Source organism: Arthrobacter sp. PAMC25284, assembly GCF_019443425.1.
GTDB lineage: Bacteria > Actinomycetota > Actinomycetes > Actinomycetales > Micrococcaceae > Arthrobacter > Arthrobacter oryzae_A.
On the sequence record NZ_CP080382.1, the window covers coordinates 1,494,793 to 1,507,798 of the forward strand.

The window sequence follows — 13,006 nt, forward strand, 5'->3', positions numbered from 1 at the left end:
TTAGACATCCGGCACGCGCCGTGGCCAGATTGCGGCCAGCCGGGGTCGCCAACATGCACTTCCGGGCCAAAGCCGGCATCATGGACCCGAATAGATCGATCGTGATGTTTACATGCGTCAAACAATCAGTAATAATCATCTAGTCAGGTGATTCAGAACGGCGCCGCCCCCCGGCTGCCTACAGGTCCCTGATGGCCTGACATCTGCCCCCTCACCACTAGGAGCCTGTCCCATGACTGAGCTGCATACCGACCGTTCCCTGCTTGGCGCCCACATGGAAGCTGAACTGACGTCCCAGCCCGAAATTTGGGCACGCGCAGCCGAACAGGCCCGTTCCGAGGCCCAGGCCCTGCTGCCCGCCGACGGCCAGAAGATTGCCGTCATCGGATGCGGCACGTCCTGGTTCATGGCGCAGTCCTATGCGTTCCTGCGCGAATCCGCCGGTCGTGGGGTAACGGACACGTTCGCGGCCTCCGAGGCCTTCGTCGACCGGGGCTACGACGCGGTGGTGGCGATCACTCGTTCGGGGACCACCACGGAGGTCCTGGAAATACTCCAGAGGCTGCAAGGCAGCGTCCCGACGGTGGCCCTCGTAGGTGATACCGGGTCGCCCGTCGCGGATATCGCCGGGTCCGTCATCGGCCTGCCGTACGCGGATGAGCAGTCGGTCGTGCAGACCCGGTTTGCCACCTCGGCGCTGGTTTACCTGCAGACCGCGCTCGGCATTTCGGTGGATTCAGCCATCTCTGATGCCGGCGCCGCCGTGCTGGAGCCGATCGCGCCGGAACTGATGGCTGCCGAACAGTTCACGTTCCTTGGCCGCGGCTGGACCGTCGGCCTGGCCCACGAGGCGGCCCTGAAGATGCGTGAAGCCTCCCAGTCCTGGACCGAATCGTACCCGGCGATGGAATACCGTCATGGCCCCATCGCCATCGCTGCACCCAACCGCGTCACGTGGCTCTTCGGCGAAGAACCTCACGGGCTGGCTTCAGACGTCGCGAACACCGGAGGCTTGTATATCCACCGCGACGCAGCACCGCTGGCCGAGCTCGTGCGGGCCCAGAAAGTTGCTCTGGAACGTGCCCGCGTCCTCGGCCTGAACCCCGATCAGCCGCGGAACCTGAGCCGCTCCGTCATTCTGGATGCCTAGCCGATGAACGAGCATGGCGGACAATCCGGCTCCGCAAGCGGACCGGCTGTACTGGCCTTCGACGTGGGCGGAACGGATATGAAGGCCGGCATTGTCTTGGCCACGGGCAGGATCATCGGCCTGCGCCGGATGGCCACCCCCAGGCATCCGGTGGATACGGGAGGCGCGGTGATCGAAAAAATCACCGAAGTCGCGTCGGAATACCGGGGCCTCTACCCTGGTCATCCTGTCCGCGCCGCCGGGCTGATCGTCCCCGGCCTGGTCGATGAGGCAACGGGCACAGGCATCCTCTCCGCAAACCTGGGCTGGAAAGACTTTCCGTTTGCGGAACGGGCGCAGGCCGCGCTTGGGCTTCCGGTGGCCTTCGGGCATGATGTGGGGTCCGCCGGGGAAGCCGAGTTCAGGTTCGGGGCCGCCCGCGGCGCCTCCAACGCGGTCGTCCTGGTCATCGGGACCGGTATTGCCGGGGCGGTCTTCGTCGATGACCGGCGTCTGACCGGCGGCGGATACGCCGGCGAGCTGGGGCACGCCCCGGTGCCGGATCCTGACCGCCCGGGTTCCACCACGATTCTGGAAGCCGTCGGCTCAGCGGGAGCCATTGCGTCCCGTTACTGCGCCGCCACCGGACGCAGCGTCGACGGAGCGCGGCAGGTTCTTGACCTGGCCGCAGCAGGCGATCCGGAGGCCTACCGGGTCTGGAGCGAGGCGGTCGACGCGCTCGCCTTCAGTATCGTCCAGTGCGTTTCGATCCTCGGAACCGAGACGGTCGTGATGGGCGGCGGCCTGTCCCAGGCCGGGGAGGCGCTGCTGGCACCCTTGCGGACACGCGTGGAAAACCTGCTCAGCATCCACCGGCGCCCCCGGATCGTCCCCGCCACCCTGGGTCAGGACGCCGGGCTGATCGGCTCCGCACTGAAAGCCCGCGAGCTCCTGAGTTCCATCGAATCCAACATCGAGGCGCCATGACCCCCCCGTCACACCGGCTCATCGTCACGGTCACACCCAACCCGGCACTGGACATGACCTACCACCTCGACGGCTTCCACCCGGGCCGGACACACCGCGTCTCACCGCCGCTGGAGCGGGCCGGAGGCAAGGGTTTGAATGTCGCCCGGGTGGCCCACCAAATGGGCCACCCCGTTCTAGCCGTAGCTCCCGTGGGCGGCGCCGCCGGCGCGGTATTCCGCACGGATCTGGAGGCCAGCGGCATACCCCACCGGCTCATCCCGGTGACAGCGGACACCCGTCGAAGCATCGCTTTCGTTGATTCCGGCCAGGATGTCACGAGCATCTTCAACGAGCACGGACCGGCGTTGGGGGCTTCCGGGTGGCAGGGGCTGAGCGCCGCGATCACGGAGACACTGGACGGCCCTGGCAGACCCGGCACCCCGGACTGCGGAGTGCTCGTCGGCTCCGGCAGCCTCCCGGCAGATGCACCCGATGACTTTTATCCGGAGCTGGTCAGGCTTGCACACAGCCGCGGTGTGCCGGCCGTCATCGACACGTCGGGACCACAAATGCTGGCCGCGGCGCGGGCCGGAGCGGACCTCCTCAAGCCAAACCTCGAGGAACTGATGGAAGCAACAGGCCAGACCGACCTGTCCCAGGCAGCGTGTCACCTGATGGAACTGGGGGCCCGGATGGTGCTCGTCAGCGCCGGTGCCGACGGGATGTACGCTTTCACGGCCCAGTCCCCCGCCAGCGTGTGGAAAGCGCGGCTGCCCCGGCCGCTGGCGGGCAACCCCACCGGTGCCGGTGATGCAGCGGTCGCCGCCGCTGCTGTGGTCATGGCTTCGGGCCGGCGGGACCCGGAGCAGATTTTGCGCGCAGCAACCGCGTGGTCGGCGGCCGCCGTGCTGATGCCGGCCGCCGGCGAAATTTCGCCACGTCACACCGAACTGGCGCAGCACCTGATCGTCACTTATGAGGAGAATCCGGCATGACCCTTGTCCCCACAGCAGAACTGATGGCCGCTGCGGCCGCCCGCGGCACCGGGCAGGGCGCCTTCAACGTTATTCATTTAGAAACCGCGGAGGGTTTGATCGCCGGGGCCCAAAAAGCCGGGCTGCCGCTCATCCTGCAGATCTCCGAGAACTGCGCCAAATACCACGGCGGCCTCGAAGCCCTGGCGCTGGCCTCGATGGCGCTGGCAAAGAGGGCCAGCGTGCCCGTTTCCCTTCATCTCGATCATGCCGAAGACGAGCAGCTGGCGATGCAGGCTGTTGATCTGGGCTTCGGCTCCATCATGTATGACGGAGCCCACCTGGAGTACGAAGACAACGTTGCGGCTACCGCCCGGGTCACCGAATATGCTCATGCTATGGGTGTGTATGTGGAAGCGGAACTGGGCAAGGTCGGGGGCAAGGACGGCGCGCACGCGCCCGGGGTGCGCACCGACCCGAGGGAAGCCGCCGACTTTGTCGCCGCGACCGGAGTCGACGCCCTCGCCGTCGCCGTCGGTTCCTCCCACGCGATGACTGAACGCAGCGCCGCCCTCGATCTGGAGCTGATCGGCCGGCTTCGCGGAAGCCTGGATGTCCCGCTGGTGTTGCACGGTTCCTCCGGCGTTGCCGACCAGGACATCGTCGCCGCAATTTCCGCAGGCATGACCAAAATCAATGTCTCCACCCATCTGAACGGGTTCTTCACCCGCGCCGTGCGCGACTGCCTCAACACCGATCCGGATCTGGTCGACTCACGCCGGTATCTACGGGCAGGCCGTGACGCGTTGGTGCCCGAGTCGGCCAGGCTGTTAACCCTCTTCGCCTCTCTGGAGTAAGACTCATGAACCGCACCGAGCGTTTGAACGCCATCCTGAACCTGCTGGCCGAAGATGGGCAGGTTGAAGTGGATGACATCGTTGAGACCCTGGCCGTGTCACCGGCCACGGCCCGGCGTGACCTTGACAGCCTGGCCACGCAGAGGCTGTTGACCCGCACCCGCGGCGGTGCGGTCAAGGGTTCCGTGGCCTATGACCTGCCCGGCCGCTACAACCGTGATGACCATTCCCAGCAGAAACAGCTCATCGCCCAGGCTGCCAGCAGCCTCATACCGCGTGGCGCCGTCGTTGGGCTCTCCGGCGGCACCACCAATACCGCTATCGCGCAGGTCCTGGCCACCCGGGCGGACCTGAACGTGCCATCGAACCGGCCGGCGCTGACCGTAGTGACCAATGCGATCAACATCGCGGCCCAGCTCGCTGTGCGTCCCAATATCAAGATCATGGTGACCGGCGGAATCGTCAACCCCCGCTCGTACGAACTCGTGGGGCCATTCGCGGATGCGACCCTTCAGAACGTGGCCCTGGATCTGGCCTTCATTGGTGTTAACGGTGCCGACCCCGTCCTGGGGCCCACCGTGAACGACGAAGGCGAAGCCACAGTGAACGCACTCATGGCCCGGCGTGCGGCCGAGGCGTACATGGTCGCGGACTCGTCGAAGATCGGCCAGCGCTCCTTCGCCACCATGAGCGGAGTCGTGTTCCGCAATCTCATCACCGATGCCGGCATCACCCCCGCCGACCGGGAAGCGTTCGAAAGCCACGGCGTCAAAGTCATCATCGCCCGCTGACGCACCCGTCCTGAACCGACCGGAATGCGGCGACGGTCAGAGCCCGCTCCCGGCCATCTCCGCCAGGCGTTGCCGCACCCCGGCGGCGGACCCGACGGGGAGGTCGCAGACCATGCCGCGGCATAGAAAAACCCTCGGTGTGCCATCCGGGGCCGGCTGGCGGCCGCGCAGCAGCGGCACGGCCGCCTCGGCGCCGTCGCCCGTCCCCGTTGCGTCGTCCTGGAGCGCGATGACCAGGCCCGGGCTGGGCGAGAGCAGCAGTTCCCGGTGCAGTGCCGCCCGCTCCGGAGTGTCCGGGCCGACGACGGCAGCTTCCACCGGGCCGGCAAGCGCCGCCTGCGCCGTCGCAAGGAGCCAGCCCGCCACCCGGGGCACCCGGGAAGCGAGCGGCGGCAGGACCGCGAAAATATTGCCGGCCAGTTCCCGGTGCCGGACGGACCCGGAGAGGGCCGAGTAGCTCAGCAGCGAGCCGGCGAAAGCGGCGGCACCACTGGGCGTGGCGTTATCAAATGGTTCCAGTGCGGTCCCCTGGCCTTGGGCGTTGGAGACCTGCGCTGATTCCCCCACGGTGTCAGTGAGTGTGCCTGCGGCGCCGAACCGTTCACAGGCAGCCGCCAGAATATCCTCCGCGAGCCGGTACCAGCGGGCGTGACCGGAGACCGCGTAGAGGGCGAGCAGGCCGTCGGCGCAAAAAGCGTAGTCCTCCAACAGGCCGCCGATCCCCCGGGCGGCGCCGCGGTGGGAGACCCGCACCAGGGTCCCGGCCGCGCCGACGGAGGCCGGCTGCCAATGCACCCGCTCCAGGTAGGCGGCGATGCGCTCAGCGGCGGCCAACAATCCGGGCTCCTCCAGAACGGCCGCGGCCTCCGCCAGGGCGGCGACGGCCAGTCCGTTCCAAACTGCCACGACCTTCTCATCACGGGCAGGCTGCGGCCGGCGGGAGCGTGCCTCCAGCAGCACCGGGTGCGCCCGCTGCCACAAGGCGTTTTCCGCGCTGTTGAGGGCCCTGCCGGGGTGCAATGGGGCTCCCTCGGCCGGGACGGGCCCGCGGGTGTGCGCCAGCATGAACCCCGCCACGGCTGCGCCGTCGGCCGGCCCGAGGAGCGCCGTCAGCTCGTCCGGTGTCCACAGGTAGCTGGCCCCCTCCAGATGGACACCGTCCACAACGGTGTCCGCGTCCAGGGACGAGGCGAGGGCCGCAGCTCCCGCGCCGCGTCCGCCCGGGATCCCGCCGCCGGGCGGTTCGGTATCGGGTCGCTTCGTACCGGGAAGTTCCGCGTTCTCCGGCTCGTCCTCCAGCCCCAGGGCGGCCAGCAGCCACCCGGCGGTGCGTGCCGCGACGTCGGCGGCCTCCGCTGCCGGATACTCGGCCGTCCCGCCAAGGCGGACCCAGTGGACGTAGACCCGCAAAAGCTGGGCGTTGTCATAGAGCATTTTTTCGAAGTGTGGCACGGACCAGTCACGCGTGACCGAGTACCGTGCGAACCCGCCGCCGAGCTGGTCGAACAGTGCCGACCGGGACATCGCGGCGAGCGTGCGTCCTGCCATGTCCCGGGCCGCGTCCGCAGTGTCCGAGGCCACGGCGGCATGCCGGATAAGGAACTCCAGGACAGCGGGGGGCGGGAATTTGGGTGCGGCGCCGAACCCGCCACAGACCTGGTCTTCAGAGCCGGCGAGCACACCAACGGCTTCCGCCAGGAGCGCGGCGTCCACCGGCTGGGGCGCCCCATCCAACCGGACGGCGGCGGCCGATTGTGATGCGGCCAGGCCTTTGGCCAGTCTGGCGGCGTTCTGTTCGACGGCGTCGCGGCGTTTCAGCCAGGCGTCGTGCACGGCCTCAAGGACCTGTATGAAGGATGGCCGGCCGGGCATCGGCCGGGGCGGAAAGTACGTACCGGCGTGGAATGCACGGCCGTCGGGCAGGAGGAAGACGGACATCGGCCAGCCGCCTTCGCCGCTGAGGGCCTGCGTCACTGCCATATAGACGGCGTCGACATCCGGACGTTCTTCGCGGTCCACCTTGACGGCAACAAAATGGGAGTTCAGGTACTCGGCAGTCTCCGCGTCCTCGAACGATTCATGCGCCATAACGTGGCACCAGTGACAGGCGGCATAGCCGATCGAGAGAAAAACGGGCACGTCACGGGCAGCGGCGAAGCCAAAGGCCTCATCACCGAAGGGGCGCCAGTGCACCGGGTTTCCGGCGTGCTGGCGCAGATAGGCAGACGGTTCACCGCCCAGGGCGTTGAACGCTCCCGGGCCTGCGTCCGCGGAACCACCGTCAGCGGCTTGCCGGTCCCGCATCGCCGTTGACTTCCGGTCGGGTTCCGTCCCGGGCAGGGTCCTGGGGGGTGCCGGCGGACTCCGGGCCGAGGCCCGCCGCGACGGCCTCCGCAGCGGCCGCGCGTTCCTCCTCGACCTGCGCGCGGTAGCGGACGCGGCGGATGCGCCGCACCATGTCCACGATCAGCACCGCAGTGAGCACAACGATAAAGGCGGTCAGCAGGAAACCGAGCAGGCCCGGAGTGACCTGGTCCTCGGACAGCCCCGGGCGCAGCGACGGCGTGGGGGTCGGTGCCGGAGTAGTTGCCAGAGCGATGAGCAAGGAATGCACGGTTGGTACCTTCTATGGGAACTGAGGTGGTCTCCCCCGTCGCGGGCCGGGGGCGTTGCCCGGGTTTCCGTCGCAGCTTCTACAGCCGATAGAAACCCTGGTTCTCTATCTTAGCCCGGCAAAGAGATCCGTTTCCGGCAGTTCCGCGGGGATCCGGGACTGGATCAGGGAGTAATCCTCCCACGGCCAGGTCCTGCGCTGCATCGCGGCCGAGACGGCGAAGAAGAACCCCTCCGGATCGACCTGGGTGCGATGCGCCCGGAGCGCCTCGTCGCGGGCCTCGAAGAAGTCACCGCACTCGATCTGGGTGGTGGTCGGATGGGTCGGCGCCGGCGGAGTGTGGCCTTCCGCATCTGTTTCCAGCCAGGCGGCCAGGCGCTGCGCGTAGGGTGACTCGAGGCCGGATTCTTCCAGCGCATGGTGCAGGGCGCGGAAGCGGTCCGGGCTGAAAGCCCGGTCGTAGTAAAGCTTGCTGGGCTCCCAGGCCGGGCCGGCGCCCGGGTAACGGGATGCATCTCCGGCCGCTTCAAAGGCCTCCACGGCCACCCGGTGCGCCATGATGTGGTCCGGATGAGGATAGCCGCCGTTTTCGTCGTAGCTCAGGATCACGTGCGGTTTGAAGTCCCGGACCAGCCGGACCAGGGGCGCGGCTGCCCGTTCCAGCGGCTGCAGGGCAAACGAGCCGGCCGGCAGCGGCGGCAGCGGATCGCCTTCGGGCAGTCCGGAATCCACAAATCCCAGCCAGCGCTGACGGATTCCGAGCGCCCTGGCCGCGGCTGCCATTTCCAGGCGGCGGGCACCGGCCATGTCGCGTGCAGGGTGCGGCTGGCCTTCCATCGCAGGGTTCTGGATGTCCCCGCGGGAACCGTCCGTGCACGTGGCCACCATCACGTCAATTCCCGCGGCGGCGTACTTGGCCATCGTGGCCGCACCCTTGCTTGATTCGTCGTCGGGATGGGCGTGGACTGCCAGCAGCCGAAGCGGCGCTGACGGACTCGTGGATGCTGTCATCGTGGGACGGCTCCTCTTTCTGCTGGTCTACTGTTCCGCGGGTTGGTGCGGTCGGGCTGCCGGGGCGGCCCGACAGGCGGGAACACACGTGGTGTCGACCGGAACCGGCCCTGTGGACATTACCCGGTCCGATCCACACTAAACTGGTCTGGTGACTTCCCGGGATCAGCCTGCCTCGCCGGCAACTACCAGCCTAGCCAATCGTTACGGCGGCCAAAAGCGGTCATTGTCCGGCCGGACCAAACGCATCATCCTGATCGCTGCTTTGGCCGCGGGTATCGCCTTTATGGCCTGGGTTTCGACGTCGAACGCCACGTCCAGCGTCACGTTCAAGGACATTGGCTACAGCACCCCCGACGGGACCCTCGCCGAGGTCGACTTCGAGGTGACGAAGGACCCCGCGGTGGCCGCGAAATGTGCCGTCAAGGCACTGGACTCCAAGTTCGCCGTCGTTGGGTGGAAAGTTCTTGATATCGGGCCGAATTCCGTCGATACGGGCAAGGACGGCGGACGCACGACTGTCCACCGCGTACAGGTTCGTACGGAGTCCCCGGCGGTCTCCGCCGTCGTCGACAATTGCTGGCTTCCGGACAAGCAGCAATAGCATCAGCGCCGCGGGCCGGCCGCAGCCGGCGGCCGCCGTCGGTCAACACGGTGTGGTCCGCACCGCCTCCCTGTTGGGTTTATCCACAGCATTGACTACACTGAGGTAACACCTTTCCCCGCTGAGCTGGTTACTGAGTTTCACAAGTGGCCACCGTGGCGGGGTCTTTTCTTGTATCACCACCCAAAGGAGATGTCCGTGTCTACCACTAACAGCGCAACGGCGGCTTGGCTCACCCAGGAAGCCTTTGACCGCTTGAAGGCAGAGCTGGACCACCTTTCCGGCGCAGGCCGGGCGGAGATCGTCCAGAAGATCGAAGCTGCCCGCCAGGAGGGCGATCTCAAGGAGAACGGCGGCTATCACGCGGCCAAGGAGGAGCAGGGCAAAATCGAGGCCCGCATCCGCCAGCTCACCGCCCTGCTGCGGGACGCCCACGTGGGCGAGTCCCCCGCCGACGATGGAATCGTCGAGGCCGGCATGCTTGTGGTGGCGAAGATCGCCGGCGACAAAGAGACGTTCCTTCTCGGGTCCCGCGAGATCGCCGGCGATTCCGACCTCGACGTGTTCAGCGAAAAGTCTCCCTTGGGCGCAGCCATCGTTGGCCACAAAGAGGGCGACTCCATCACCTACACGGCGCCGAACGGCAAGGTCATCCCGGTCGAGATCATCTCTGCCAAGCCCTACGCCGCCTGACCCCGGAAACTCAAGCCGGACCCGGAACGCCGGCCCTCCCCGCAGCGGGAGGGCCGGCGTTCCCGTCTGCGGGCGGAAGCCGGCTCGGTTTCTGGCGTTGCGTCCTGGCGTTGCGTCCTAGCGTGGCGTCCTAGCGTGGCGTCCTAGCGTGGCGCGCGGAGCGCCGCCGGCCGCCGCCGACCGAGGAACAGGGCCGCCAGCACGCCGCCCGCTGCCCCGCCCAGGTGCGCTTGCCAGGACACATAGCTGGCCACCGTGGGAAGCACGCCGAAGAGAATGCTGCCGTACGCCATAAACAGCAACACGGACAGCAGAATCTGCCACCAACTCCGGTTCACGAAGCCACGCACCAGCAGAAACGCGAAGAGCCCGAAGACAAGCCCGGACGCGCCGACGGTAACTTTGAACCCTCCGATCAGCCACACCAGGACCCCGGAGCCGAGCCAGCTTGCCGCCAGCGCGGTCAAAAACACCCGCAGTCCGGACAGGAAAACGAGGAAGCCGAAGATCATCAGCGGCAGCGTGTTGGAGATCAGGTGGGCCAGGTTCGCGTGCAGCAACGGGAACGTCAGGATGTCCAGGATCCCATCCAGGCGTCGTGGGCGCAGGCCGAATATTCCGTTCAGGGAATGCAGCAGCAGCGTGTTGACAAGCTCGATCCCATAGAGCAGGGCCACAAACGAGCCCACCACGAGCAGCCCCCGGCGGGCGCGGCGGGCCGGGGAATCGCCGGCGCCCGGCCGGTCCGCCCGATACACGTTCATATCCATGGCCGCGGCTCCTAGTGCACCACGATCGGCTGGAACCCCTCGGCCCGCAGCGCGGCAAGGACTTGTTCGCAGTGTTCGTGACCCTTGGTTTCCAGGTTCACCGTGATGGAGACGTCACCCATGCTGATCGACCCGCCCACCCTGGTGTGGTCCAGCCCGGTGACGTTGGCATCGTTTTCGGCGATGATGCGGGCGATAGTGGCGAGCGAGCCCGGCCGGTCGTCGAGCATCATGCGCACCGTCATATACCGGCCGGCCGCGGAGAGGCCGCGCTGGATAACCTTGAGCATCAGCATCGGGTCGATATTGCCGCCGGAGAGCACCACGGCAACAGTTCCCGGGTTCTCGATCTTGCCCTCCATCAGCGCCGCGATGCCGACCGCACCGGCAGGTTCGACTACCATTTTGGCGCGTTCAAGCAGGAAGATCAGTGCCCGGGCCAAGGCATCCTCGCTGACCGTCACAACGTCGTCGACGAGTTCCCGGATGATGCTGAAGGGCAGTTGTCCAGGCCGGCCAACGGCGATGCCGTCCGCCATGGTCGAAACGCGCTTGAGCGGCACGAGGGCGTCAGCAGCCAGCGACGGCGGGTAGGCGGCGGCATTTTCGGCCTGCACGCCGATGACACGGATTTCGCGGCCCAGTTCCTTGGCGCGGGCCCTTGACCGCGACCGAGACGCCGGCCAGCAGCCCGCCGCCGCCGACGCCGATGAGGATCGTGTCGACGTCGGGAATCTGTTCCAGGATTTCCAGCCCGACGGTGCCCTGGCCGGCCACGATGTCGACGTCGTCGAAGGGGTGGACGAAGACGGCGCCGGTTTCGTCGGCGAAGCGTTTCGCCTCGGCCAATGCCTCATCGACGTTGTGCCCGTGCAGCACCACTTCGGCGCCGTGGCTTCGGGTGGCCGCGAGTTTGGGCAAGGCGACGCCCAGGGGCATGTAGATCCGGGCGCTGATGCCCAGGCTCTTCGCTGCGACGGCCACGCCCTGGGCATGGTTTCCCGCCGAGGCCGCGACGACGCCGCGCCGCTTCTCCGCCTCGGAAAGCTTCGCCATCCGCACATAGGCTCCGCGGACCTTAAACGAGCCGGCGCGCTGCAGGTTCTCGCATTTGAAATAGACATCGCCGCCCACCATGCTGCCGAGGGCCCGCGAGGATTCAACGGGCGTCCGCGTAATAATCCCGTCGAGCAGCTTCTGCGCCTCCAGGACATCGTCCAGCGTGACGGGCAGGCTCTCCAGGGTATTCACGAAACTGTTCTCCATCTTCGGTTCTGGCTCCGGCGCCGCGTCAGGCATTGCTGCCCGGGGCACCGCTTGTTGGTGCGGCGTCACTGCGGCCGGGTTTCCCCGGCAGATGGACGTCTTTGAAAGTGTTGTCAGCGCTGGTGTCATCGGGGGCAGTGACGCTCTGCCGTTCCGCTGTTTCCAGCACCTCATCATGTTCCCACGTTCTGCCTGCTATGTAGCGAATCGAGGAGTTTGCGACGGCGAGGAGCGGCACCGAAAACAGCGCCCCGGGAATCCCGGCGAGGTACGATCCCGCCGCGACGGACATGATGACGGCCACGGGATGCAGGGCGACGGCCCGGCCCATCACGAGAGGCTGCAGGATATGGCTCTCCAGCTGCTGGACCGCCAGCACGATCGCCAGCATAATCATGGCGTTGACCGGGCCGTTCGCCACGAGGGCCAGGAGGACCGCGATCGCGCCGGTCACGAGGGCGCCGACCACAGGGATAAAGGAGCCGATGAAGACCAGGACACCCAGCGGCAGGGCCAGCGGGACACCGATAATGGCGGCGCCGACGCCGATCCCGACGGCGTCCACGAAAGCCACAAACATCTGGATGCGGGTGTAGCTGACCATCGAGGTCCAGCCCCGCCGGCCGGCGCCGTCAGCGGCCCGTCGCGCTTTTTTGGGCAGCAGCCGGACGAGGAACGCCCAGATCCTGTCGCCTTCGAGCAGGAAAAAGACCAGCACGAACAGTGCCAGGACCATCCCGGCAGCGAAATGCCCGGCCGTGCTCCCGAACGTCAGCGCCCCACTGAGGATGCTGCTGCTGTTGTTCTGCAGCGCGGCGGTGCCTTCCTGGAGGTATTTGTCGATCTGGTCGGCCGTCAGGTGCAATGGTCCCTCTGACAGCCAGGCCTGAACCTGCTGGACTCCGACGAGGGCCTCGGACCAGAGCGCCCCGAACCCGGAGACGAGTTGCCGGCCCACGAGCGAGAGCGCCCCCACGATCGCGCCGAGGAAACCCAGGACGGTGACGGCTACGGAGAGTCCGTTGGGCAGCCGGAGGCTGTCCAACCGACGCACCACCGGGGTCAGGAGCCCGGCAAGCAGCGCGGCCACCATGACCGGGATGATCAGGAAGCTGACCCGGCCGAGCAGCCAGACCAAGGCGCCGCCCACCACCAGGAGGAGACCGATCCGCCAGGCCCACCCCGCGGCGATCCGGACTCCGTAAGGAATGTCCTGGTCAAGGTCCTGGCCGGTGATGACGCGGGGCGCACCGGATCCGGCGTCGTGTGGGGTTACGGCTTCGTCAACTGGGGTCATAGCCCCATGATTCCGCAGCCGTGCGCCGATA

The 13,006-nt window shown here is 67.2% G+C and carries 12 protein-coding genes and 1 pseudogene; 7 read left to right on the top strand and 6 right to left on the bottom strand.

Annotated features, from left to right (window positions below; translation table 11 throughout):
• Window positions 1–232: 232 nt before the first annotated feature.
• From KY499_RS06930 to KY499_RS06950, 5 genes are read left to right on the top strand one after another with little or no spacing between them, the layout of a single operon-like run.
• Complete coding sequence (locus KY499_RS06930) at window positions 233–1,150, top strand: SIS domain-containing protein (RefSeq protein WP_219886610.1); 918 nt, start codon at window positions 233–235, stop codon at window positions 1,148–1,150.
• A 3-nt stretch (window positions 1,151–1,153) separates the two neighbouring features.
• Entirely contained in the window at window positions 1,154–2,116 is a 963-nt protein-coding gene (locus tag KY499_RS06935; RefSeq protein ID WP_219886611.1) for an ROK family protein, read from the top strand.
• Entirely contained in the window at window positions 2,113–3,093 is a 981-nt protein-coding gene (locus KY499_RS06940) for a 1-phosphofructokinase family hexose kinase (protein ID WP_219886612.1), read from the top strand. The genes KY499_RS06935 and KY499_RS06940 overlap by 4 nt, the downstream gene beginning before the upstream one ends.
• A complete protein-coding gene (locus tag KY499_RS06945) occupies window positions 3,090–3,929 on the top strand; it encodes a class II fructose-bisphosphate aldolase (protein WP_219886613.1) in 840 nt (279 codons plus the stop codon). Before KY499_RS06940 ends, KY499_RS06945 begins: the two co-directional genes overlap by 4 nt.
• A 5-nt stretch (window positions 3,930–3,934) precedes the next feature.
• Entirely contained in the window at window positions 3,935–4,720 is a 786-nt protein-coding gene (locus tag KY499_RS06950) for a DeoR/GlpR family DNA-binding transcription regulator (RefSeq protein ID WP_219886614.1), read from the top strand.
• Window positions 4,721–4,756: 36 nt separating this feature from the next.
• Here the strand turns inward: KY499_RS06950 and KY499_RS06955 are convergent, their stop codons facing one another.
• The 3 genes from KY499_RS06955 to mca all read right to left on the bottom strand — a co-directional run bounded on the left by KY499_RS06955 (window position 4,757) and on the right by mca (window position 8,345).
• Window positions 4,757–7,024, bottom strand: coding sequence for a thioredoxin domain-containing protein (locus KY499_RS06955; protein WP_219886615.1), 2,268 nt, complete (start codon window positions 7,022–7,024; stop codon window positions 4,757–4,759).
• A complete protein-coding gene (locus tag KY499_RS06960; RefSeq protein ID WP_123254330.1) occupies window positions 7,002–7,334 on the bottom strand; it encodes a hypothetical protein in 333 nt (110 codons plus the stop codon). Before KY499_RS06960 ends, KY499_RS06955 begins: the two co-directional genes overlap by 23 nt.
• Before the next feature lie 105 nt (window positions 7,335–7,439).
• Window positions 7,440–8,345: a mycothiol conjugate amidase Mca gene (gene mca / locus KY499_RS06965; RefSeq protein ID WP_123254329.1), complete on the bottom strand. Its 906-nt coding sequence runs from the start codon at window positions 8,343–8,345 to the stop codon at window positions 7,440–7,442.
• Window positions 8,346–8,496: 151 nt separating this feature from the next.
• Between mca and KY499_RS06970 the strand changes: the two genes are divergently transcribed.
• Window positions 8,497–8,949 carry a DUF4307 domain-containing protein gene (locus KY499_RS06970; protein WP_123254328.1) on the top strand — a complete coding sequence of 151 codons (453 nt, stop codon included), beginning with the start codon at window positions 8,497–8,499 and terminating at the stop codon, window positions 8,947–8,949.
• A 198-nt stretch (window positions 8,950–9,147) separates the two neighbouring features.
• Window positions 9,148–9,642, top strand: coding sequence for a transcription elongation factor GreA (gene greA / locus KY499_RS06975; RefSeq protein WP_123254379.1), 495 nt, complete (start codon window positions 9,148–9,150; stop codon window positions 9,640–9,642).
• 143 nt (window positions 9,643–9,785) lie between these two features.
• Here the strand turns inward: greA and KY499_RS06980 are convergent, their stop codons facing one another.
• From KY499_RS06980 to KY499_RS06990, 3 genes and pseudogenes are all read right to left on the bottom strand, one after another.
• Window positions 9,786–10,412: a rhomboid family intramembrane serine protease gene (locus KY499_RS06980; RefSeq protein WP_258191002.1), complete on the bottom strand. Its 627-nt coding sequence runs from the start codon at window positions 10,410–10,412 to the stop codon at window positions 9,786–9,788.
• Window positions 10,413–10,423: 11 nt separating this feature from the next.
• Window positions 10,424–11,663 (bottom strand): annotated as a pseudogene (gene ilvA, locus KY499_RS06985) (threonine ammonia-lyase).
• A gap of 40 nt (window positions 11,664–11,703) precedes the next feature.
• Window positions 11,704–12,975, bottom strand: coding sequence for an AI-2E family transporter (locus tag KY499_RS06990; RefSeq protein WP_219886616.1), 1,272 nt, complete (start codon window positions 12,973–12,975; stop codon window positions 11,704–11,706).
• Window positions 12,976–13,006: the final 31 nt, after the last annotated feature.